Here is a 23,247-nt window from a genome sequence, read left to right as displayed (position 1 = left end):
CGCGGCGCGCAAGCCGTCGCGGTCCAGGCGCCTGCATGGGCGGCCCTCGTCATCGGACGTTGATTTCCTCAAGCGCTGAGGTTCAATTCATTTCAATGACGATGCCGGGCTTGGTTCGATCCAAAAGGATGCGTCCAGTCGATGCCGGCCGCAGATGAGGAGGAGATCGCATGGCCCCCCGCCGCAAGAAGTCCCCGAAGGCCCTGCGGTCGCGACAGTGGTTCGACAATCCCGACAATCCCGGCATGACCGCGATCTACCTGGAGCGCACGCTCAACTGGGGCCTGACGGTCGAGGAGCTGCGCTCGGGCAAGCCGATCATCGGCATCGCCCAGACCGGCTCGGACATCTCGCCGTGCAACCGCCACCATATCGAGCTGGCCAAGCGCGTGCGCGACGGCATCCGCGATGCCGGCGGCATCCCGCTCGAATTCCCGGTCCACCAGATCCAGGAAACCCTCAAGCGGCCGACCGCGGCGCTCGACCGCAACCTCCAATATCTGTCGCTGGTCGAGATCCTCTACGGCTATCCGATGGACGGCGTCGTGCTGCTCACCGGCTGCGACAAGACGACCCCGGCCATGATCATGGGCGCCGCCACCGTCAACATTCCCGCCATCGTGCTGTCGGGTGGCCCGATGCTGAACGGCTGGTGGAAAGGCAAGCGCGCCGGCTCCGGCACGGTGGTCTGGGAGGCCCGCAAGCTGCAGGCCGACGGCACGATCAGCTATGACGAATTCATCGACGTGGTGACCAAGTCGGCACCCTCGGTCGGCCATTGCAACACGATGGGCACCGCCTCCACCATGAATGCGCTCGCCGAGGCGCTCGGCATGTCGCTGCCCGGCTGCGCGGCGATCCCCGCGCCCTATCGCGAGCGTGGCCAGATCTCCTACGCGACGGGCAAGCGCATCGTCGAAATGGTCTGGGAGGACCTGAAGCCCTCGGACATCCTGACCCGCGAGGCCTTCGAGAACACTATCGTCGCCAATTCGGCGATCGGCGGCTCGACCAACGCGCCGATCCATATCAATGCCATCGCCAAGCATATCGGCGTCGAGCTCGACATCGATGACTGGGAAAAGGTCGGCCACGAGGTGCCGCTGCTGGTCAACATGCAGCCGGCGGGCTTCTTCCTCGGCGAGGAATATTACCGGGCCGGCGGCCTGCCGGCGGTGATGAACCAGCTCCTCAAGGCCGGCAAGATCCACCCGAATGCCATCACCGCCAATGGCAGGACCATGGGCGAGAACGTCAAGGATGCCGTGATCAGCGACGAGGAGGTGATCCGGCCGTACCGGAAGCCCCTGGTCAAGGATGCCGGCTTCATCGTGCTGAAGGGCAATCTGTTCGATTCCGCGATCATGAAGACCTCGGTCATTTCCGAGGATTTCCGCAAGCGCTACCTGTCCAACCCGAAGGATCCGGAAGCCTTCGAAGGGCGCGCCATCGTGTTCGACGGGCCGGAGGACTATCACCACCGGATCGACGATCCCGCGCTGAAGATCGACGCGAACTGCATCCTGTTCGTGCGCGGCGTCGGCCCGCTCGGCTATCCGGGCTCGGCCGAGGTCGTCAACATGCAGCCGCCGGCGGCGCTCCTGAAGAAGGGCATCCGCGACCTGCCCTGCATTGGCGACGGCCGCCAGTCGGGCACGTCGGGCTCGCCCTCCATCCTCAACGCCTCGCCCGAGGCCGGCGCCAATGGCGGCCTTGCCGTGCTGAAGACCGGCGACCGGGTGCGCATCGACCTGAAGAAGCGCTCGGCCAACATCCTGATCAGCGAGGCCGAGTTCGCCGCGCGCATGGCCGAGCTGAAGGCGAATGGCGGCTACAAGGTGCCGCGGAGCCAGACGCCCTGGCAGGAAATCCAGCGGTCCATGGTCAGCCAGCTCTCCGACGGCATGGTGCTGAAGCCGGCGGTGAAGTTCCAGAAGATCGCGCAGAAGCGCGGCATTCCGCGCGACAATCACTGAGCGCGGCGTGCCAGGCCCCGACGGATCCCGCCGGGGCCGCGCCGACATGATGCATCGGCCACGGGGGAGGCCCGCCCGCGGCTGCGGCCGGCGCGCGGACGAGCGCTTTTCTTTGCTGCCGGCTTGCGGCTATGACGGGACGACATGACCCCGTTCCAGCCCATCTCCATCATCGGCGTCTATGGCCTGCCGCCGGCCGGCCTGGCCGAGCTGCCACCCGGCGCCCTGCAGTTCTCCCCGCTCATTCCCGGCGCGGAGACGCTGGAGGCCTGCGTCGAGGCGTCGCTCTCCGGCATGGTGGTCGCCGCGCCGCCCGGGACGCTGGAGCGGCGCTACGTGCTGGCGCTGTCGCTGCGGGCGCTGGCGGCGGGCGGCAGCCTCATCGCGCTGGCGCCGAAGGATAAGGGCGGCGCGCGCCTGCGCGCCGAGCTCGAAGCCTTCGGCTGCACGGTCGACGAGGCCGCGCGCCGGCATCACCGCATCTGCAGTGTCATCCGTATTGCCGGCAGCCATGGCCACGAGGCCGCGATCGCCGAGGGCGCGCCGCGGGTTCTCGACGGCCTCGGGCTGACCACCCAGCCCGGCGTCTTCTCCTGGGACCGGCTCGATCCGGGATCGGCGCTGCTGATCGACCACCTGCCGGCGCTGTCCGGGCGCGGCGCGGATCTCGGCTGCGGCATCGGCATGCTCGCCCGCGCCATCCTGAAGTCGCCCGCGGTCAGCCACCTCACGCTGGTCGATCTCGACCGGCGGGCGCTGGACGCGACCAAGGCCAATGTCGTCGATGCCAGGGTGGCGCGCCTGTGGGCCGACCTGCGTCTGCCGCCCGCCGGCCTCGCCGGGCTCGACTTCGTGGTCACCAATCCGCCGTTCCACGATGGCGGCGCCGAGGACAAGGCGCTCGGCCAGACCTTCGTGCGGCGCGCCGCGGAGATGCTCAGGAGCCGCGGCACGCTGTGGCTGGTCGCCAACCGCCACCTGCCTTACGAGGCGGTGCTGGCACCGCTGTTCAGGACCGTCGCGCTCAGGGCCGAGACGGGCCGCTACAAGATCTACGAGGCGACGAAATGAGCAAGGCCGCGCCGCAGCTCCGGCTGGACCGCCTGCTGGCCAATCTCGGCTACGGCTCGCGCCGCGAGGTGCAGGGTCTCGTTCACGCCGGGCTCGTCGTGCTGGACGGCGAGACGCTCGAAGATGCCGACCAGCGCGTGGCGGTGACCGCCGACCTTTCCGACCGCATGACGGTGAGGGGCCGACGGCTCGACCCGCCGCCGGGCATGGTGCTGATGCTGAACAAGCCGCTCGGCGTCACCTGCTCGCACAAGGAGGCCGGGCCGCTCATCTACGGCCTGCTGCCGGAGCGCTGGCGCCGGCGCGATCCGGCGATCTCCACGGTCGGCCGGCTCGACAAGGACACCTCCGGCCTGATCCTCATGACCGATGACGGCGGCCTCCTGCACCGCATCATCTCGCCGAAGAGCCACGTGCCGAAACGCTATCTGGCGACGCTGGCCCGGCCGCTCGCCGGCACCGAGGCCGCGATCTTCGCCTCCGGCACCCTGATGCTCGAAGGCGAGGACAAGCCGCTGCAGCCAGCCGAGCTCGAGGTGATCGGCCCGACCAGCGCCTTCGTGACCGTGCATGAAGGGCGCTATCACCAGGTCCGGCGCATGTTCGCGGCGGTCGGCAACCATGTCGAGGCGCTGCACCGCGAGCGGATCGGCTCCCTCGCGCTGCCGGAGGACCTGGAGCCCGGCCAGTACCGGATCCTCGGCGCGGCCGAGATCGCCGCCATCCTCGCGCCGCGCTGAGCCGCCGGCCGGGCGAAGCCTATTCGCGCGCGCGATCGGCGGCATCAGCAGGATTGTCTTGCGCTCGCCGGCGTCAGGCGGAAGGGTGGCTGCCTTCGAGACCGAGGGAGGCTGCCATGGATGTCGCCGCGCGCCGCGCCGCTTTTCGCCGCCTGCACGAGACCGGCTGTTTCGTGATCCCCAATCCGTGGGATACCGGCTCGGCCATGATGCTGAAACATCTCGGCTTCAAGGCGCTCGCCACCACCTCGTCGGGCTTTTCCTTTTCGCGGGGCCTGCCCGACATGGACTGGGCAGTGCCCCGCGACATGGCGCTCGGCCATATTGCCGAGATCGTCCAGGCGACCGATCTGCCGGTCAATGCCGATTTCGAATCCGGCTATGGCCATGCTCCCGAAGCGGTCGCGGAGAATGTCCGGCTCTGCGCCGCAACCGGCGTCGCCGGTCTCTCGATCGAGGACAATAGCGGTGATCCTGGCAAGCCGCTCTACGATTTCGACCTGGCGCTCGCCCGCATCGAGGCCGCGGTCAAGGCTCTCGCCGGCACGGGCGTGCTGCTGACTGCGCGCTGCGAGGCGCATCTCGTCGGCCATCCCGATGCGCAGGCCGAAGCGGTGAAGCGGCTGAAGGCCTTCGCCGCGGCCGGCGCCGACGTGCTCTACGCGCCGGGCATCCGCAGCCGCGAGCATATCGGGGAGGTGATGGCGGCAGCCGGCGGCAAGCCGGTCAATCTCCTGATATCCGGGCCAGTCGGCCTTTCGGTCGCCGACGCCGCGGCGCTCGGGGTCAGGCGCATCAGCGTCGGCTCGGCACTCGCCCGCGCCGCCTGGGGCGGCTTCCTCAAGGCCGCGCGGGAACTCGCCGATGCCGGTACGTTCAACGCGCTCGGCGAGGCGGAGCCCTTCGGTCCGCTCAACACCTTCTTCAAGGAGCATGGCGTCCGCCCCTGAAGCTGGCGCCGACCGCATGACTGGAGCTGATACGTGACTGCAATCGATCTCGGACCGGTGGTCGACCCGACGCCTGCGCCGCGCCCATCGCACCTGATCCTGGAGGGCCGCTACTGCCGGCTGCGGCCGCTCGACCCGGCGCGCGACACCGACCGGCTCTACGAGCTGTCGCATGGGCCGGAACGCGACCGCATCTGGGCCTATCTCCTGACCGGTCCCTATCCGGACAAGGCCGATTTCGCCGCGCATGTCGCCAAGATCGCCGCCGGCACGACCGATCCCGTCTATTGGGCGGTGGCCGACGCCGAGGACCGGGCGATCGGCTGGCTGTCGCTGATGCGCATCGACCCGGCGAACCGGGTGATCGAGGTCGGCTCGATCCTCTATACGCCGGTCCTGCAGCGCACCGCGGCGGCCACGGAAGCCCAGTATCTCCTGGCGCGCCATGTTTTCGAGACGCTGGGCTACCGTCGCTACGAATGGAAGTGCAACGACCTGAACGCGCCGTCCAAGCGCGCCGCCGAGCGCTTCGGCTTCTCTTTCGAGGGGCTGTTCCGCCAGCATGTCATCGCCAAGGGCCGCAACCGTGACACGGCCTGGTTCTCGATGCTCGACATCGAATGGCCGCAACGCAAGCTCGCCTTCGAGTTCTGGCTCGATCCGTCGAATTTCGACGCGTCCGGCCGGCAGAAGGTGCCGCTCGGCGTCCTCACCCAGCCTGCTGCCGCCGAGGGCGGCCTGGCGCTGCGCCGCGCGACGCTCGCCGACATCGCGGCGATCCAGGCGCTGAAGACCGCCGCCTATCTGCCCAACGAAGCGACCATCGGCGTCGCCTCGCTGCCGCGTGTCGCCGATTATGCCGCCCTGATCAGCAACCACGAGATCTGGGTTGCCGACGGCGCGGGCCATCTCGCGGCCTGCGCGGTTTTCGAGCCGGCGCGCGAGCCGGTGATCTATTCGATCGCGGTCCATCCGGCCGAGCAGGGCAAACGTTACGGCGACGCGATCCTGGCCTTCTGCGAGACGCGGGCCCGGGCACTCGGGGCCGGCATCGTGAAGCTCTATACCCACGCCAAGCTCACCGAGCGCATCGACTGGTATGGGCGCCGGGGCTTTGTCCGCACCCATGTCGAGACGCTGCCCGACCGGCAGGTGCAGCATATGGCGAAGACGCTCCGCTGAGGCCGGAGCGGATGCCGGTGGTCAGGGGCGGAACGGCTCGGCCCTGACCGCCGAGCGGTAGAAGGCGGCCGCGGCGACCACGCCGATCAGCGCGCCGATGACGACCGCGGCCGTCACCGCCTGATCGCCCATCTTCATGAGGCCGGCGATCGCCCAGCCGCCGGCTGCGCCGGTGGCGATGGTCTCGCCGGCGATCAGGATGGTCGCGCAGGCGACATTGGTGACATTCGTCCAGTTGATCGGGCGATCGGCGCCGGAAGCCATGGAGGGATGGTCCAATTGTACGGGGCCGCGAGCGGCCCGGAAGGGTGTCGACCGCTCTTTTGACGGCAAAAGCCGGCGGGATCAAGGTGGCGCATGCGGCGGCACTGTCATCAATGCGTGTCCGCAGCGTGGCTAGCATGGCTGTCGACCCTCAAGCCGCCAGCCGGAGCCGGACCCATGATCAACCGCCGCAACCTTCTCGCCGCAAGCGCCGCCGCCTCGCTGGTCACACCTTTCGCGGGCTTCACGGCGGCGCGGGCGCAAGGCGCTGCCGGACCGATCTTCCGTTTCGGCCTCGTCGCGGACCCGCAATATGCTCCCGTCGTGCCCAATCTGCGCATGAACCGCTACTACGCCCATTCGCTCTGGAAGCTGTCCGCCGCGATCGACGAGCTCAACAAGCACGAGCTGACCTTCGTCGCGACGCTCGGCGACATCATCGACCGGCACTGGGAAAGCTTCGGCCATGTCCTGCCGCTCTACGATCAACTGAAGCATCCGCGCTTCTTCGTGCTCGGCAACCACGATTTCGATGTCGCCGCCGATTATCTCGGCTCGGTGGTGCGCAATGCCGGCATGCCCAAGGCCTATTACGACTTCGCGGGCGGCGGCTACCGGTTCATCGTGCTCGACGGCAACGACGTCAGCACTTTCGCGCCGCCCCGTGGCGATGCCAGGCGCGAGCTTGCCGCCGAGCGGCTGGCCGCTCTGAAGGCGAAGGGCGCGGCCAATGCCCAGAGCTGGAACGGTTCGCTCAGCGATGCGCAGTTCACCTGGCTGACCGGGACGCTGGCCAAGGCGCGCGCCGCCGGCGAGAAGGTCATCGTGATGGGGCACTACCCCATCTATCCGGCCAATATCCACAATCTCTGGGACGCCGAGCGGATCGTCGAGCTCCTGACCGCCCAGGACCATGTCGTCGCCTATTTCTGCGGCCACAACCACGCCGGCAATTTCGGCGAGGTGAAGGGCAAATATTTCGTCAATCTCTGCGGCATGGTCGATACGCCCGACACCACGGCCTATGCGGTGGTCGAGGTCCATGCCGACCGGCTGGAGATCAAGGGTTTCGGCCGCGAACCCTCGCGCGTGCTCAAGATCTGACGCCTATTGTCAGGAGGGAGGGGCGTTGGCCCCGTGCATTGCATCAGGCGCGGTCGTGGTTCGAGGCCCGCGCAAGGGCGCGGGTACCTCACCATGAGGGGTGTAAGAGCACGGCGCTACGGGTGCTCATGACGCGCTACACGCAAGGCCTGCCCGGGCCGGTGGTGATGCAGCGCTTTCGCCTCCTCGTGAGGAAGGGGAGTCCTGCAGCAGCGATGGTACCGGATGCTCCTCAAGCGCGTCGCTTCATGAGCGCGCCTGGCGCCATTCTCAACATACCTCATGGTGAGGTGCTCGCCACTTTGGGCGAGCCTCGAACCACCGCCCACATTCGTGCAGAGCACATGCGAGCCCCATGCCGTCACTCCGCGGCGAGCCGGGCGGCCTGTTCCGGCTTGCCGCGGAAGGCGGCGATGAGATTCGCCTCCTCGGCCTTGGCGGCGGCGAGGTGGCGTGCCTTGACATGGCCGAAGCCGCGGATCTTTTCCGGGATCGCGGCAAGGCCGACCGCGACCGCATGGTTCTCCGGTGTCAGCTTGTCCAGGATCTCGGCGACGAGCGCTTCGTAGTCGGCGATCAGCTGCCGCTCGGTCCGTCGCTCCTCGCTGTAGCCGAAGATGTCGAACGGGGTGCCGCGCAGGCCCTTGAGCTTCGCCAGGATGCGGAAGCCCTTCATCATGACCGGGCCGAAGCTCGTCTTGCGCGGCAGGCCGGTATGCGGATCCTTCCTGGCGAAGAGTGGCGGCGCGAGATGGAATTCGTAGCGCAGGTTGTCGCCGTCGAAGGTTTTCGCGACCTGCGCCGCGAAGGTGCCGTCGGTATAGAGCCGGGCTACCTCGTATTCGTCCTTGTAGGCCATCAGCTTGAACAGATAGCGGGCGACAGCCTCCGCGAGGCTCTGCCGATCGGGGGCGACGGCGGCCTCGCGTGCCCGCACCCGGGCGACGAGATCCGCGTAGCGCGCGGCATAGGCCGCGTTCTGATAGGCGGTCAGGAAGGTGACCCGCCGGGCGATCGCCTCGTCCAGGGTCTCCGACAGCCGTTCGGCGGCGAGCGGCGCGGTGGCGGGCCGCACCAGTGCCTCGACGCGGGCAAGGTCGTGGGCGGCGATGCGGCCCCAGCGGAAGGCGGTGACGTTCATCTTCACCGCCTCGCCATTGAGCTCGATGGCCCGCTCGATCGCCTCGGCGCTGAGCGGCAGGGCGCCGATCTGGTAGGCATAGCCGACGAGGAACAGGTTGGACGCGATCGAATTGCCCATCAGCGCGGTTGCCAGCCGCTGGGCGTCGACGAGATGGGTCGTCTCGCGGCTGGCATGGCTGACGATGGCCCGCTTCAGCCGCTCGGAGGGCAGCGAGAAGTCGGCGTTGCGGGTGAACTGGCCGGGCAGCATCTCCGCCGTGTTGACCACGACCTTGGTCTCCGGCCGCATCGAGGCCAGCGCCTTCTTGCCGCCGGCGATCACGATATCGCCCGACAGGACGAGGTCGGCCGAGCCGGCGTGGACGCGGATCGAGTGGATGTCCTCGGGCTTGCGCGCGATGCGCATGTGCGAGAACACCTCGCCGCCCTTCTGCGCGAGGCCGGCCATGTCGATCAGGCCGACGCCCTTCTTCTCGATGTGGCAGGCCATGCCGAGAATTGCGCCGACGGTGACGATGCCGGTGCCGCCGATGCCGGCGATCAGCACGTTGTAGGTGTGGCCGATTTCCGGAATGACCGGATCGGGCAGGCCGGAAATGTCGGCGACGGCCTGCAGCGCCTTGCCCTTCTTGGCCTCGGCGCCATGCACTGTGACGAAGCTCGGGCAGAACCCCTTGGCGCAGGAGAAGTCCTTGTTGCAGGACGACTGGTCGATGGTGCGCTTGCGGCCGAACTCGGTCTCGACCGGCTGGATCGAGACGCAGTTCGACTGGACGCCGCAATCGCCGCAGCCTTCGCAGACGCTTTCGTTGATGATCACCCGCTTGACCGGGTCGGGGAAGGTGCCGCGCTTGCGCCGGCGGCGCTTTTCGGCCGCGCAGGTCTGGTCGTAGATCAGGGCGGTGACGCCGGCGATGCCTGCAAGCTCGGTCTGCACGGCGGCGAGATCGTCGCGATGACTGAAGCTGGTGCCGGCCGGAAAGGCCTGGCTCGTGCCGCCATACTTGTCCGGCTCGTCGGAGACGACCGCGATGCGCTCGATGCCCTCGGCGCGCAGCTGCGCGGCGATCATCGGCACGGTGAGCGTGCCTTCATGCGGCTGGCCGCCGGTCATGGCGACGGCGTCGTTGAACAGGATCTTGTAGGTGATGTTGGCCTTGGCGGCGACGGCGAAGCGGATCGCGAGATAACCGGAATGGTTGTAGGTGCCGTCGCCGAGATTCTGGAAGACGTGGCCGCGCCGGGAGAACGGCGCCTCACCGACCCAGTTGGCGCCTTCACCGCCCATCTGGGTGAAACCTTCCGTGTTGCGGTCCATCCACAGCGCCATGTAGTGGCAGCCGATGCCGGCATAGGCGCGCATGCCCTCCGGCACGACGGTGGAGGTGTTGTGCGGGCAGCCCGAGCAGAAATAGGGCAGGCGGGCGGCGATCGACGGCGTGACCTTCAGCACCTCCTGGGCCTGCCTCAGCCGCTGCACAGCGGCCGCGATCTCCTCGACATGGCCCGCGCTCTTCAGGATGCGCTCGCCGATGCAGATGGCGACGTCGTTCGGGTCGAGCGCGCCGTGCACCGGGAACAGCCATTCGCCGGTCTCGTCCTTCTTGCCGATGACCACCGGCTGGTGCGCGGAACCGTAGAGCTCCTCGCGCACCTGCACCTCGATCAGCGAGCGCTTCTCCTCGACCACGATGATCAGGTCGAGGCCCTCGGCGAAGCTCCTGAGCTCGCCGGGATCGAGCGGCCAGGTGCAGCCGATCTTGAACAGGCGGATGCCGAGATCATTGGCCTTGACCTCGTCGAGCCCGAGCTCGTCGAAGGCCTGGCGGGTATCGAGATAGCTCTTGCCGGTCGTGATGATGCCGATCTTCGGATTGCGGCCGCCGGTCGTGACGATACGGTTGATCTTGTTGGCGCGGACGAAGGCGAGCGCGGCGGCGCGCTTGTGCATGTGGAGCCTGAGCTCCTGCTCGTTCCGGTCGTCGTTCGGCCGGATCGACAGGCCGCCCGGCGGCATGGCGAATTCGGCTTCGCTCGGAATGACGATCTTCACCCGGTCGACCGAGCCGTCGACGACGCCCGTGGATTCGACCGTGTCCTTCATGCATTTCAGCGCGACCCAGTTGCCGGAATAACGCGACAGGGCCCAGCCGTAGAGGCCGTAGTCGAGGATCTCCTGGGCACCGGCCGGATTGAGGATCGGCATCATCACGTCGACGAAGTGGAATTCCGACTGATGCGCGACGGTGGAGGATTCGGCGGTGTGGTCGTCGCCCATGAGGCAGAGCACGCCGCCATAGCGGGCCGAGCCGGCCAGGTTGGCGTGGCGGAAGACGTCGCCGGAGCGGTCGACGCCCGGGCCTTTGCCGTACCAGATGCCGAAGACGCCGTCATATTTGCCTTCGCCGCGCATTTCGGCCTGCTGGCTGCCCCAAACGGCGGTGGCCGCGAGGTCCTCGTTCAGGCCGGGCGTGAAGACGATGTCCTGAGCGATGAGCTGGCGCTGCGCCTTGAAGAACTGCTGGTCGAGGCCGCCGAGCGGCGAGCCGCGATAGCCGGACACGAAGCCTGCGGTGTTCAGTCCCGCCAGCCGGTCGCGCTCCTTCTGCATCAGCGTCAGGCGCACCAGGGCCTGGACGCCGGTGATGAAGACGTCCTTCTTGGTCAGGTCGTATTTGTCGTCGAGGCTGACGGCATCGAGCCGGAGCGCGTTGGGGCGATCGGCTTCGGCGCGCCCCGTCGCCGCCGCCGGCGTTCCCGCTCCGGTCTCTGCCGCCATCGCGCCCTCCAGATTCTCGGGAGGCCTCACAGGCCTCGGTCCCCTCGGGTCCGCCGGACGCGTCCAGGCGCCGACCAGCGAACTCCGCCGGGCACATTTGGCGCCCGCCTCGTTCGGGGATGCTGTCACGCGCCAACGGCTATGTCGATTTCATTCTAAACTGGGCTGACGCAACGAGATTGCGTAAGGCCATGGGAAATCTGGTCTTTCTGCTGCGTCGCACAATTTCTTGCTGCGTTTGCGAATGACCGAATGTCAGTCCGGACGCGCGAAGAGGTCGCGGTGCCCGACCATGCAGGAAACACCCCGGTGGCGGGTGGCGAGCCAGTCGGCCACGGTCGCCGGGGCGACGCGGCCGGTCTCGGCGACGGCGCCGGCAAAGCCCGTCGTGAGCTCGGCGGCGAGCGCGGCCATATCGGAACCGATCCGCCAGGGGCTGGCGGCCTCCTCGACCCGGTAGCCGGCCCGGGCAAAGGCCGCGGCCATCAGGCCGCAGGCCGCCGGCCCCGCGGCGGGCCCGAAGCCCTTGTCGGTGCCCTGGTGGGCGTGAAAAGCGGCGAGCATGGCGGCGTCGGCCGGGTGCGGCGGCGTCCAGTGCTCGCTGCCGTCATAGGTCAGCACGGTGTAGAGCGGCAGGCGCCTTGCCGCGAGCATCGCCACGAAGCGCTCGATCCAGTCGGCGGAGACGAGGTCGAACAGGGCCGCGGCGGTGACGAGATCGGCATCGGTGCCGATGCTGGCGCCGAGATCGCCGGCAAGATCCGCCTGCGCGAAGCTGACGCGCAGGGATTTGCCGGCCTTGGTCAGTTCCAGCGCTTCGGCATCACCGCGCGCGGTATCAGCCCAGGCGGCGAGCCTCGACCGGGCGGCCGCGAGCAGGGCCGGGTCGTGGTCGACCAGCCGCCAATGCTGCCGGCCCGGCAGGGCTGCCGCCGTGCCGCGCAGATTGGAGCCGGTGCCGCAGCCGAGATCGACGACGGTGAGCGCGTCCCGCATCTCGAAATGGCGGCCGACCGCCTGGAGCAGGCCGGGCGCGCGGGCGGCATGGTCGGCGGGCTCGCGCAGGCTCAGCCAGTCGGCGGAAAAGCTCATGGCCCGATGGTCCTCGATGCGATGCGGATGACAACATCGCAGATGATGCGTGTCGTGTCGTCCCAGCCGGGCAGGCGGCCGGCCGCGGCGAAGGCGGCATCGCCGAGCCGCCGCCTCAGGCCGGCATCGGCGAGGGCCGCGCCGAGCGCCTCGGACAGCGGCCCGACGGCTCCGGGCGCGACCTTCAGCGCCGCATCGTCGGGCACGGTCTCGGCAGCGGCCCCGCCGGTCGTCGTGACGATCGCCAGCCCGTGGGCCATGGCTTCCGTCAGCACCATGCCATAACCCTCGAACAGCGAAGCGAGGACGAAGAGATCGGCGCCCGCATAGAGCGCGGCAAGCTCACCCTCGTCGACCGGTCCGGCAAGCCGGATGCGCTGGCCGAGGCCAGCCTCGGTTATGGCGGCGCGCAGCGCGGCGGTCGCTGACGGCGCCCGGTCGGTCGCGCCGGCAATGGTCAGGTGCCAGTCGAGGGCCTCGAGCGGCGCCAGCGCCGCGACGAGACGGTCGTAGCCCTTGCGGGCGGAGACCGCGCCGACCGCCAGCAGGCTGACACCCGGACCGGGCGAGCCGACGGCGCGCGACGCATGCGCCGTGCCCGGTTCGGCAACATGCAGCCTTGCCGGCGCGACCGCGTAGTCGGCGGCCAGGATCGCGGCGGTCGTGCGGCTGGTGACGATCACCGCCTCGGCCCGCGCCAGCGCGGCCGTTTCGCTCGCCTTGAGCCTGGCCGCGAGGGCCGGCTCGAGCCCGCTTTCCAGCGCCAGGGGATGGTGGACGAGCGCAACGATCGGGCTCCTGATCGCCGCCAGCAGGCTTTCGGGAAAGGCGCCGAAGGCCAGCCCGTCGGCAAGGAGCACCGTGTCGGCGCCGAGCCGGGCGAGCGCGTCGCCGGCCGTCGCCAGGGCGCCGGCATCGGGGAAGGGGAAGGCCGCGGGAAGGGCGAGGTGGCGCAGCGCGACGCCATGGGCCGCGGCGCGCGCCAGCACCTCGCGGTCGTAGCGATAGCCGCCGGTCGGACTTGAGAGGTCGCCGGGAATGGCGAAAGCCGCCGCCGTCAAGCGACCGGGCCCTCGAAGCTGGCGCGGGCGAGGTCGTGCTCGTGCAGGGTGACGCGGATCCTGGCGAGGTTCGCGCCGTCGGCGCCGAGCGCGCCGGCCCTGGCGGCCGCGCAGCAGGCGTCGAAAATATGCCGGCAAAGAAACTCTGTCGTCGTCAGCTTGCCCTGGAATTGCGGCAGGGTGTCGAGATCGCGATAGGCGAGCTCCTTCAGGGTGCCGGCGAGAACGTCGAGCGCCGCCCCGATATCGACCACGACGTTCTGGGCGTTCAGCGTCTCGCGGAAGAAGGCGACGTCGACCACGAAGCTCGCGCCGTGCTTGCCCTGGGCCGGCCCGAAGAACGGGTCGGGCAGGGAATGAGCGATCATGATGCGGTCGCGCACTTCGACGCTGTACATCGGGTTCTCCCTTGAGGTCTCGTGCCGTTGCCGCCCGGTCGCTCCGTCGGACGCGCGCCGCAAGGAAACGCGTCGCCGGGCGGTCCCGTCAATAGCTGACTGCGGTGGCGAGCCCGGGCGCGCCGGGCGCGAGGAGGCGCGGCATTTCTTGCGCGAGGTCGGCGAAGGCGACCTCCCCGGTGATCAGCTGGTCGAGCCGCTCGTCGGCGAGCAGGCTGACCGCCTTGTCGAGGCGGCGACGGTGCGACCAGCGCGGCCGGTGCGAGGCGGCAACCGCCCCGACCTGCGAGGAGATCAGCTTCAGCCGGCGCCCGTGGAAGCCCGCGCCGAGCGGCACGGGTGGGTCGGTATCACCATACCAGGAAAGCTCGCAGACGGTGGCCTCGTCGCCCGCGCAGGCGAGGGCGCAGGCAAGGCCGGCCGCGGTGGCCGAGGCATGGAAGACGATATCGGCATCGGCCGGACCGTCGAGCGGCTTGGCGAAGCGCACGCCGAACAGCTCGGCATAGGCGCGGCGGGCGGGGTCGACATCCACCAGCGTCACATCGGCGCCGGGCAGGCCGGCGCAGAGATAGGTCACCAGCAGGCCGACAATGCCGCCGCCGACGATGCAGATGCGGTCGCCGGGCGCTGCGCCCGCGTCCCACACCGCATTGAGCGCGGTTTCGAGGTTCGCGGCGAGGATGGCGCGGCGCGCCGGCACGCCGGGGGGCAGCATGGCGACGCCGGGGCGGTCGAGCGGAACGAGGATGCGGTCCTGGTGCGGGGCGAGGGCGAATACGGTCTTGCCGAGCAGAGCGGCGGGACCCGCCTCGACCACGCCGACGGCGCTGTAGCCGTACTTCACCGGAAAGGGAAACGCGCCCTCCTGCAGCGGCGCGGCCATGCGGCTTCGCTCGGCCGCGGGCACCAGGCCGTTGAAGACCAGTCTTTCCGTGCCGCGGCTGACCCCGCTATACAGCAAGCGAACCAGGGCTTCGGTTTCGCCACGCTCGTTCAGATTGCATTCGCGCAGCTCGGCAGTGCGGCGCGAAGCGTACCAGAGCGCGCGGGCGGCCAGGGCCATGACACCTTCTCCCTTTTCGCCGCCCGGTCGGGGGCGACGGAGGTCCTCAAGATGAACGAGCTTCCCCCCGCCGTCCTGAACGATGGAGGCCAGTCTCGCGATCTAGGCTCTACGACGCCGGCGGGGCTCCAGTCCATGGCGGACTTGCGCGAGCGGCGCAGGCTGGTGCTGGGGCTCAATGTCGGCACCTGGTTCATCCTCAACTGGGCGGCCTGGTCGATCCTCGGCGCCGGCGGCTGGACCCTCGTCGATATCGTCCTGGCCTTCGCCTTCGCCGTCGCGACGCCCTGGACGGTGCTCGGCTTCTGGAATGCGGTGATCGGCTTCTGGCTGCTGCACGGCGCCGACGACGGCTTCGAGCAGGTGGCGCCCTTTGCCGCCGCCGGCGACGCGGACACGCCGATCATCATCCGCACCGCCATCTTCATGACGCTGCGCAACGAGGACCCGGCCCGGGCGATCGCCAGGCTCCGGATCGTCAAGCAGAGCGTCGACGCGACCGGCCATGGCGACCGTTTCGACTATTTCGTGCTCTCCGACACCAGCGATGCCGCCATTGCCGAGAAGGAGGAGGCGCTTGCCGCAGCCTTCGCGGCCGAGGCCGGCGCCGATCGTGTCGTCTATCGCCGGCGCACCGACAACCAGGGCTTCAAGGCCGGCAATGTCAGGGATTTCTGCGAGCGCTGGGGCATGCGCTACGAGCTGATGCTGCCGCTCGATGCCGACAGCCTGATGTCCGGCCGAACCATCGTGCGCCATGTGCGGATGATGCAGGCCTATCCGAAGCTCGGCATCCTGCAGAGCCTGGTGGTGGGCATGCCCTCGTCCTCGGCCTTCGCCCGCATCTTCCAGTTCGGCATGCGCCAGGGCATGCGCAGCTACACGATGGGCCAGGCCTGGTGGGTCGGCGATTGCGGCCCGTTCTGGGGCCACAATGCGCTTGTCCGCATCCGCCCCTTCCTCGATCACTGCGCCTTGCCGGTTCTGCCCGGCAAGCCGCCGCTCGGCGGCCATATCCTCAGCCACGACCAGGTCGAGGCGACCTTCATGCGGCGCGCCGGCTACGAGGTGCGGGTGCTGCCGGAGGAGGAGGGCTCGTGGGAGGAGAACCCGCCGACGATCCTCGAATTTTCCCGCCGCGACGTGCGCTGGTGCCAGGGCAACATGCAGTATCTGAACCTCTTCGACGTGAAGGGGCTGCTGCCGATGAGCCGGTTCCAGCTCACCTGGGCAGTCCTGATGTTCGTCGGCGTGCCGGCCTGGACGCTGATGATCGCGCTCGCGCCGCTGCTGGCACTGAGCCCGGTGGCCCGGGCGACCTTCCCGTCGGGTTTCGCCATCTTCGTCTATCTGCTGTTCTTCGTGATGTACCTGATGCCGAAGCTTGCCGGCTTCGCCGACGTGCTGATCAGCGCGGGCGGCGCCGAGCGTTATGGCGGCACGTTTCGTTTCGTCTCGGCCGCGGCGATCGAGCTCGTCTTCTCCTTCCTGCTCGGGGCGCTCACCTCGTTCCGCATCTCCGTGTTCATGATCGGGCTCGTGGTCGGCCGGTCGGTCGTCTGGGGCGGGCAGCAGCGCGACGCGATGGCGCTCAGCTGGCGCGAGGCCTTCGACGCCTTCTGGCCGCAGATGGCCTTCGGCCTCGGCGTGGTCGGCCTGCTCTGGCTCGGCTCGCCGCGCGCCGCCTGGTGGTCGCTGCCGCTGACAGCCGGCTTCCTGGTGGCGGTGCCCTTCGCGGTCATCACCGCCTCGCCGCTGATCGGCCGTATTTTTGTCGCGCTCAAGCTCTGCGGTGTGCCGGAAGAATTCAACCCGCCGCACGAGATCGTCTCGGCGCGGGCCGGAGAGGCGTCATGACGCTCGATCGGCGGATCGCGGAGGCCGTGGCGGTGGCCCGGTCGGTGGTCACCTATCACGGCGACGCCGACAAGGCGCGCCGCATGGACCGGCTCTATGCCGGCTTCCTCATGCCGGGTGCGCTCGCCTTCGACATCGGCAGCCATGTCGGCGACCGGGTGGCGAGCTTCCGCAGGCTCGGCGCCCGGGTCGTCGCGCTCGAGCCGCAGCCGGGTCCGGCCGCGGTGATCGAGACATTGTTTGCCGGCGATGCCGAGGTGACGCTCGTCCGCGCCGCCTGCGGCGCCAGCGAAGGCCGCGTCACGCTGCGCACCAACAGCGCCAATCCGACCGTCAGCACCGCGTCGGCCGCCTTCATCGCCGCCGCCAATGGCGCCGGCGGCTGGGAGGGGCAGCGCTGGGACGGCGAAATCACCGTGCCGGCGACGACGCTCGACGGCCTGATCGCGGCCCATGGCGCGCCGGCCTTCGTCAAGATCGACGTCGAAGGCTACGAGGCCGATGTGCTGGCCGGGCTGAGCCGGCCGCTCGCCGCGCTCTCCTTCGAATTCACCACCATCCAGCGCGAGGTGGCGTTCGCCTGCCTCGACCGGCTGGCCGCGCTCGGGCGCTATCGGTTCGACGTCGCGCTCGGCGAGAGCCAGCATCTCACCTTCGGTACCGCGGTGTCGCGGGACGCCATGGCGGCTCACCTCGCTAGCCTCGCTCACGACGCCAATTCGGGCGATGTCTATGCTGTGCTGGAAAGGGACTAAGTGCATGAAAGCCATCGCAGCGCTCGCCGCCGCCCTGATCCTGGCCAGCGTGCCCGCCGGCGCGGCGAGCCTCGACGGCCTGGCCGTCGACATTGCCAACGCGTCCGAACCGGTGCTCTGCGCCGAGAAGGACAATGTCACGCTGAACCTGACCAATCCGGCGGTGCGCGCGTTCCGCATCGAGGCCGCGCACCCGGCCTATATCGGCGGCCTGAGCGTCGATCGCTGGGCTCCCGACTGGACCGCCTGCCCGATGCGCGAGCAGGCACAGGCCCAGCCGGCTCCGGAGCGCGTGACGCTGTTCGAAACGATCGAATGGCAGGTCGTCGGCTATCGCGAGAAGGGCTTCTGGCGGTCGTCCGACACGGTGGTGCGGATCGGCGAGCGTGCCGAGCGCAACATCACGATGATCCAGATCTGGTACCGCTTCCGCGAGCGTGCTGAGGAGGTGCTGGTCGTCTATCCGCCGGACGGCTACTGGCGCGCGCGACCGCTGCCGCCGGCGCATATGCGCTGGTCGGCCTATGGCTCCTCGTTCATGATCGGCCCGGTGACCGTCGAGGGGCGGCCGCTCGTCAAGATCAAGGAACTCGCCTTCGATCCGGCGAGCCGGACCTTCACCCTCACCTATCCCGACGGCAATTCGGCGACTGTGCGGCTCGCGACGCTCAACCAGGACCTGATCGGCCTGGACGTCGCCTTCGCAAGGCCGATTGCCGGGACTCCGTTCGCCGCCCTGCGCTCCATGTACGTGACCGAGTTCAATGCCGATGTCGCGCGCATCGCCGTGCGCGAGAAGGACGCGCCCGGCTGGCGCGAGGAGCACATCATGCCGTTCCGGGGCGCCACAGCCACGGATCTTTGGGCCGGGCGGCTCGTCCCCTCCCGCCACAACACCTCGGCGCCCGACATGGTGTTCAACGCCTTCCGCGCCGAGCCACCGGCCCCACGCGAGGCGGACATCCTGCGCTGACCCCGGGGAATCGGCGCCGCCGCGGAACCGGGGCTGGTCACATGCCGTTCAGAAACGGCAAGTTATTCATGCCGTCCCCTGACCAAACCGACGAGGTTCTCGATCCATGGTCCGTCGCATCCGCAAGGCAGTCTTCCCCGTCGCCGGGCTCGGCACGCGTTTCCTGCCCGCCACCAAGGCGGTGCCGAAGGAAATGCTGACCGTGGTCGACCGACCGGTGATCCAGCACGTGGTGGACGAGGCCCGCGAAGCCGGCATCGAGCACTTCGTCTTCGTCACCGGCCGCAACAAGCAGGTGATCGAGGATCATTTCGACAAGGCCTTCGAGCTGGATGCGACCCTTGCCGCCCGCAGCAAGACCGCGCTGCTCGACGAGCTGAAGCGCGATCTGCCGGCGGCCGGCGCCACCTCGTTCACCCGCCAGCAGGAGCCGCTCGGCCTCGGCCACGCGGTCTGGTGCGCCCGCGACATCGTCGGCGACGAGCCCTTCGCGCTGCTGCTGCCCGACATGCTGCATCTCGCCCGTGCCGGCGGCAAGGGCTGCATCGCCGCCATGCTGGCCGCCTATGAGGCGACCGGCGGCAACTATGTCGCCGGCTACGAGGTGCCGGACGACGAAACCCATCAGTACGGCATTCTCGGCAAGGGCAAGCCGGCTGCCGGCGGCGCCTATGAGATTGCCGAAATGGTGGAAAAGCCGCCCAAGGGCACGGCGCCTTCGAACGTCGCCATTTCCGGGCGCTACATCCTGCAGCCGGAAATCTTCAAGATCCTGGAAACGCAGGAGCGCGGCGCGGGCGGCGAGATCCAGCTGACCGACGGCATGCTGAAGCTGAAGCAGAACCAGCCGTTCTTCGGCTTCACCTTCGACGGCGAGATCCACGATACCGGCACCAAGCTCGGCTTCCTCACCGCCAATGTCGCCTATGCGCTGCGGCGCGATGATCTCGGCGCTGCGCTGAAGGCGGAGCTGAAGCGCCTCGGCGCCGTCTGAGCTTCGGGCCGCGGCGGCGCTACTGCACCAGCACGGCGCCGTCGCAGCGCAGCCCCAGGCCCCAGACGTCGGCCTGGCCGAGGCTGACGCCGAGCGTATTGAGCAGCGTCACCAGCAACTGGTCGAGCGAGGGCGTGGCGCCGCGCAGGATGCTGTAGAGCAGGGGGCCGGCGAGGTCGCCGAGGCCCAGATTGAGCAGACCGCCGAGCACGGAAATGTCGAGCTGCAGGTCGTTCAGGAGACCGGCCAGCAGCGACTGAGTGAACTGGGTGGTGCCGACGGTCTTCTTCACCTGCCGGTTGATCTCGGACATGGTGAAGGTGACCGGCGTCTGGGTCATGTTGGCGACCTGGACGTGGGCGCGGCCGAGGATCGACAGGATCGGCGTGTCGACCAGGGCGACCTTGTCGGGCCGCGGCGGGCTCGTATAGTTGTTGAAGTCGGACACCGAGACATTGCCGATCCAGGCGTCGATGACGCCGGGCGTGACGCCGAGCGTCATGGTCGAGGCGCTGGCATCGGGGAAGGCGCAGTTGAGCGCGGTCAGGCGCGCGGTGCCGGGTGCCACCTCGACATAGAGCGGCAGGTTCACCTCGGCGATCGAGCCCGAGCCCAGGAGCTTGATGATGAGCAGCAGTCGGGTCTGCGCGGTATGAACCTGCGCGCCGACCTGGCCGATCGTCACCCAGCTCGTACCGACCGGGCGCTCGCCGATGCCGAGCTTCAGCTGGATCGCTGCGATGCCCGGAAGATTGAGGCCGAGGCCGACATCGATCTGCCGGTTGCCGTTGGCGATCTGCGCGACGGCGCTGAGCAGGTCGAGGGCGCTCAGATTGATGCCCATGGTGGAGGACTGGCCGGTGGGCAGGTCCTTGTAGGGGCCGGCATTGATGAGCGATGCCAGCACCACATTGTTGGTGGCGGCGCTCAGCGACTGGAGAACGTTCTGCAGCGCCCGGCTGGCGCCGGTCTGTGTTCCCTGCGCGCCGAGGGTGGAGGCCACCATGGCGCCGAGCACGTCGACCACCTTGACGTTGGACGCCAGCAGCTGGGAATAGGTGCCGGCGGTCAGCAGCGTCCGGTTCGCCAGGTTGTTCATGAAGTTGAACAGGTCGATGCGGGCATCGAGCAGCGACTGGTAGTCCATCGCCGTCAGGCTGATGTTGGTGCCGAGCAGCTTGCTCAGCAACTGATTGAGCAGGCCGCCGTCGACGGTGACCAGACGCGTGCCGATGGCGAAGGAGGCATAGGCGGTGGTCGCCGCGGTGGCGGTGGTGCGGATGACGAAATAGTCCTTGCCGGTGATCACCCGGCCGAAGATCAGGTCGCTGCGGGAGTTGAGCGTCACCCGCGCGGCGTTGGGCGTCTGGCCGGCCGAGGTCGGCTGGAACCTGTTTTCCAGGGGGACCGCGGCATTGGCCGAATAGGCGCCGACGGCGACGGTGATCGGACTGTCGATGGTGACGTTGTTCTGCTGCACCGTGGCGGCGGCAGCGCGCGGCGCGCGGGTGAGATCGCTCGCCGCGGCGAGCGCAGCGAGATCGGCGACGCTCTGTGCCTTGCGCCGATCGACATAGACCTTGCCGAGATCGATCGTGATGGCGGTGAAGCCGATGACCACGACGGCCATCATGCCGGATATGAGGGCGATCGATCCCCTGGTGTCGCGTGAAAAGAAGCGGAACAGGCTGAACACCGACCGGTCCTCCGCTCAGTAGCCGCCACGCTGGATGGCCGCGGAACGGACGATCTGCGGCGGTGGCATGGGAACGAGGTTCGGCAGGCTGTAGATGAAGCTCTGGCTGGCGTCGTAGCGCAGGCGCACGGTGAAGGTATTGGTGCCGGTGTCGGTCACCGCCGATTCCACCAGGAGCTTGTCCGGGGCTATGAACGGATAGAAGCTCGCCTGGGTCCGGATGTTGCTGGTCGCCAGCGCGACGCGCTCGGTGTCGCTCAATCCGCCGATCGAGGCCCGCGCGGCTTCGGCCGCGAGCTGCTGAACACTGTGGACCAGGCTCAGATAGCTGCCGAATACGATGATGCCGAACAGGATCAGCAGGAAGAGCGGCAGGACGATAGCGAATTCAACCGCGGACACCCCGTCCTTGCGGTGGCGAAACTGACGCAGCCCTGTAACGATCCTTTTCATGTCGCGAATACTGCGCGTGACCTTTAAACAATCTCTGAATCAAATGCATGACAACTGCATTACCTAACGTAATTAGGTGGCGTTTCGCGCAATATAGAATGCGCGGTGGGTGATATTTCAGGCGTTGATTTCATGGGCCGTTGCGCACGAAACCATTTTGGCATCGCAAATGACGTTACGTAATATGAAAAGAAGGACGTGCCGATACGGCAGGAGCGGCCGCCTCCACGGGGCCGGTCAGCGCTGCAATCTGATGCCGAGCAGGAAGACGTTGGCCTGGTAGCTGACCCCCGGCTGGTTCGACATCAGCGCCTCGCGGCGGACCTCGCCGCGGATCTGGAGGTTGCGCGAGGCGCGATAGACGAGGCTCGCCGAGGCGACCAGGCGCTGGTCGAGCCGCGGATTGCCGACATAGACGTCCTGGCCATAGGCGAGCCGGACCGTGCCGATCAGCCAGCGGCGGAAGGAATGTTCGAGCTCGACGGAAAAGTCGCGGCGCTGGATGCCGGCCGCATTGGTGGTGAAGGTCTCGTCGATCGCCGACCGCGCGGCAAAGCGCACGGTGGTCAGGGCGGTCGGCGTCCAGACCAGCGTCGCGTCGAAGGTCGGCACCCGGATATCGGCCAGCGTCGGGTCGATATTGTTGCGCATGAGATAGCCGACCGCGATCTCGCCGGTGATCAGCCGCGTCAGCTCGACGGTCGAGCCGATGCGATAGCTGGTCGAGGTCGAGCCCTGCTGGATGCCGCCGGAGGACAGCAGCGTGTCGAAGGCGTGGCGGTCGATGCCGACCTCGACGAAGGGCCGCAGCCCCGGCGTCAGCTCGTAGGAGGCGCGCAGGCGCGCGCCATAGGCGTTGTAGTTGCGGTCGCCCTGCGGGATGAGCGTGCCGTCGGCGGCGGTCGCGTCCTCGTAGGTATAGCGGTCGATCGTACCGCGCAGCGTGACCTGCAGCCGGCCGAAGTCCTGGACCAGCGCGGCGCTGCCGCCATATTGATGGATCAGCGGCAGGTTGCGCAGGCCGGTGCCCGGCTGCCCCGGCAGGTTCGACGAGCCGGGTGACTGGGCGGTCAGGTTGTAGTGCGCCTCGGTATCGATGCGGGTCGTGCGGGCGAGGTCGATGCGGCCGGTGACGACGGCATTGAGCTCGGGGCGGTTGACGTCGGGCGTCGAGGCATAGGCCGAATAGGTGCCGCGCAGCCGCGCGGTGAGCTCGTGGCGCGACCAGTCGGAGCGCGCCTGGACCTCGCCATAGGACTGGGTGAACAGCGAGCCCTGCACGCCGTTGTTCAGGCGACGGGGATTGGAATCGTAGCCGAGCGTCACATCCGCGGTCGGGGTGACGATGAAGCTGCCGAGCCGCAGGCCGGTCGGGGCGAACGGGTCCTGCTCCTGAGCCGGGCTGCGGGCGAACGAGACGACCTCGCCGGTGACGGGATCGATCACCGCGCCGCGGCCCAGCGGATTGGCGTTCGGCAGGGCCCGGCCGACCGGCGCCTGGGTCCGGTCGACGACGATTGGCACGTCGACCGGCCGGCGCGGCTGGTTGGGCACCGCGACGCCGCGCCGTCCCGACGACAGCGCCTGCTGGTCCTCGCGCGAGACATTGACCACGCGCGAGGAGGGCCGCAGCGCCGGACGTGCGCCGCGCGTCTCGGCATCGGGCGACGTCGCCGGCCGGCGCGGCAGCCTG

Annotated in this window: 19 protein-coding genes; 10 read left to right on the top strand and 9 right to left on the bottom strand. The window is 68.6% G+C overall.

Translation table 11 applies throughout. The features are described from left to right. Positions 1 to 170: 170 nt before the first annotated feature. The 5 genes from OZ671_RS21300 to OZ671_RS21280 all read left to right on the top strand — a co-directional run bounded on the left by OZ671_RS21300 (position 171) and on the right by OZ671_RS21280 (position 5,919). A complete protein-coding gene (locus OZ671_RS21300) occupies positions 171 to 1,976 on the top strand; it encodes an IlvD/Edd family dehydratase (RefSeq protein ID WP_268862582.1) in 1,806 nt (601 codons plus the stop codon). A 144-nt stretch (positions 1,977 to 2,120) separates the two neighbouring features. Further along, the gene (locus OZ671_RS21295; protein ID WP_038301319.1) at positions 2,121 to 3,047 is read left to right on the top strand and encodes a class I SAM-dependent methyltransferase; all 927 of its coding nucleotides are present in this window, start codon (positions 2,121 to 2,123) and stop codon (positions 3,045 to 3,047) included. Next, entirely contained in the window at positions 3,044 to 3,787 is a 744-nt protein-coding gene (locus tag OZ671_RS21290) for a pseudouridine synthase (RefSeq protein WP_268862581.1), read from the top strand. Before OZ671_RS21295 ends, OZ671_RS21290 begins: the two co-directional genes overlap by 4 nt. 116 nt (positions 3,788 to 3,903) lie before the next feature. Further along, entirely contained in the window at positions 3,904 to 4,737 is an 834-nt protein-coding gene (locus OZ671_RS21285) for an isocitrate lyase/PEP mutase family protein (RefSeq protein ID WP_268862580.1), read from the top strand. A gap of 33 nt (positions 4,738 to 4,770) precedes the next feature. Then, positions 4,771 to 5,919, top strand: a complete 1,149-nt coding sequence (locus OZ671_RS21280; protein ID WP_268862579.1) for a GNAT family N-acetyltransferase — start codon at positions 4,771 to 4,773, stop codon at positions 5,917 to 5,919. A gap of 21 nt (positions 5,920 to 5,940) precedes the next feature. Here OZ671_RS21280 and OZ671_RS21275 read toward each other — a convergent pair whose 3' ends face one another. Continuing rightward, positions 5,941 to 6,183 (bottom strand): hypothetical protein, encoded by a 243-nt coding sequence (locus tag OZ671_RS21275; protein WP_103169333.1) that lies wholly within the window; start codon positions 6,181 to 6,183, stop codon positions 5,941 to 5,943. A gap of 177 nt (positions 6,184 to 6,360) precedes the next feature. Here OZ671_RS21275 and OZ671_RS21270 point away from each other — a divergent pair, with 177 nt between their 5' ends. Then, the gene (locus tag OZ671_RS21270; RefSeq protein WP_268862578.1) at positions 6,361 to 7,287 is read left to right on the top strand and encodes a metallophosphoesterase; all 927 of its coding nucleotides are present in this window, start codon (positions 6,361 to 6,363) and stop codon (positions 7,285 to 7,287) included. A 361-nt stretch (positions 7,288 to 7,648) separates the two neighbouring features. Here the strand turns inward: OZ671_RS21270 and OZ671_RS21265 are convergent, their stop codons facing one another. The 5 genes from OZ671_RS21265 to OZ671_RS21245 form a co-directional block, all read right to left on the bottom strand. Continuing rightward, complete coding sequence (locus OZ671_RS21265; protein WP_268862577.1) at positions 7,649 to 11,209, bottom strand: indolepyruvate ferredoxin oxidoreductase family protein; 3,561 nt, start codon at positions 11,207 to 11,209, stop codon at positions 7,649 to 7,651. A gap of 255 nt (positions 11,210 to 11,464) precedes the next feature. Beyond that, positions 11,465 to 12,301 (bottom strand): methyltransferase domain-containing protein, encoded by an 837-nt coding sequence (locus tag OZ671_RS21260; protein WP_268862576.1) that lies wholly within the window; start codon positions 12,299 to 12,301, stop codon positions 11,465 to 11,467. Beyond that, positions 12,298 to 13,362: a glycosyltransferase family 4 protein gene (locus tag OZ671_RS21255; RefSeq protein WP_268862575.1), complete on the bottom strand. Its 1,065-nt coding sequence runs from the start codon at positions 13,360 to 13,362 to the stop codon at positions 12,298 to 12,300. Before OZ671_RS21255 ends, OZ671_RS21260 begins: the two co-directional genes overlap by 4 nt. Beyond that, entirely contained in the window at positions 13,359 to 13,760 is a 402-nt protein-coding gene (locus OZ671_RS21250; RefSeq protein WP_268862574.1) for a 6-pyruvoyl trahydropterin synthase family protein, read from the bottom strand. Before OZ671_RS21250 ends, OZ671_RS21255 begins: the two co-directional genes overlap by 4 nt. Positions 13,761 to 13,848: 88 nt before the next feature. Beyond that, a complete protein-coding gene (locus tag OZ671_RS21245; protein ID WP_268862573.1) occupies positions 13,849 to 14,826 on the bottom strand; it encodes a zinc-dependent alcohol dehydrogenase in 978 nt (325 codons plus the stop codon). A 51-nt stretch (positions 14,827 to 14,877) separates the two neighbouring features. On the opposite strand from OZ671_RS21245, the gene mdoH reads away from it, so the two are divergent. The 4 genes from mdoH (at position 14,878) to OZ671_RS21225 (ending at position 19,405) form a co-directional block, all read left to right on the top strand. After that, on the top strand, positions 14,878 to 16,683 hold the full coding sequence (mdoH, locus tag OZ671_RS21240) for a glucans biosynthesis glucosyltransferase MdoH (protein ID WP_268862572.1): 1,806 nt from the start codon (positions 14,878 to 14,880) through the stop codon (positions 16,681 to 16,683). After that, a complete protein-coding gene (locus OZ671_RS21235; RefSeq protein WP_268862571.1) occupies positions 16,680 to 17,438 on the top strand; it encodes an FkbM family methyltransferase in 759 nt (252 codons plus the stop codon). The genes mdoH and OZ671_RS21235 overlap by 4 nt, the downstream gene beginning before the upstream one ends. Positions 17,439 to 17,442: 4 nt before the next feature. Further along, the gene (locus OZ671_RS21230) at positions 17,443 to 18,411 is read left to right on the top strand and encodes a hypothetical protein (protein ID WP_268862570.1); all 969 of its coding nucleotides are present in this window, start codon (positions 17,443 to 17,445) and stop codon (positions 18,409 to 18,411) included. Positions 18,412 to 18,517: 106 nt separating this feature from the next. Continuing rightward, positions 18,518 to 19,405 carry a UTP--glucose-1-phosphate uridylyltransferase gene (locus tag OZ671_RS21225; protein WP_268862569.1) on the top strand — a complete coding sequence of 296 codons (888 nt, stop codon included), beginning with the start codon at positions 18,518 to 18,520 and terminating at the stop codon, positions 19,403 to 19,405. Between the two features lie 19 nt (positions 19,406 to 19,424). Here OZ671_RS21225 and OZ671_RS21220 read toward each other — a convergent pair whose 3' ends face one another. The 3 genes from OZ671_RS21220 to OZ671_RS21210 all read right to left on the bottom strand — a co-directional run. Next, positions 19,425 to 21,101 carry a pilus assembly protein TadG-related protein gene (locus OZ671_RS21220; RefSeq protein WP_268862568.1) on the bottom strand — a complete coding sequence of 559 codons (1,677 nt, stop codon included), beginning with the start codon at positions 21,099 to 21,101 and terminating at the stop codon, positions 19,425 to 19,427. A gap of 15 nt (positions 21,102 to 21,116) precedes the next feature. After that, entirely contained in the window at positions 21,117 to 21,503 is a 387-nt protein-coding gene (locus OZ671_RS21215) for a TadE/TadG family type IV pilus assembly protein (RefSeq protein ID WP_328286394.1), read from the bottom strand. A 288-nt stretch (positions 21,504 to 21,791) separates the two neighbouring features. After that, the coding region (locus OZ671_RS21210) for an outer membrane beta-barrel protein (RefSeq protein WP_268862566.1) at positions 21,792 to 23,247 on the bottom strand (1,456 nt) is incomplete at its 5' end.

This window comes from Phreatobacter sp. AB_2022a, assembly GCF_026847585.1.
GTDB lineage: Bacteria > Pseudomonadota > Alphaproteobacteria > Rhizobiales > Phreatobacteraceae > Phreatobacter.
The sequence above is the reverse complement of the archived record's forward strand: the minus strand, read 5'-3'. Positions and strand labels throughout refer to the sequence as shown.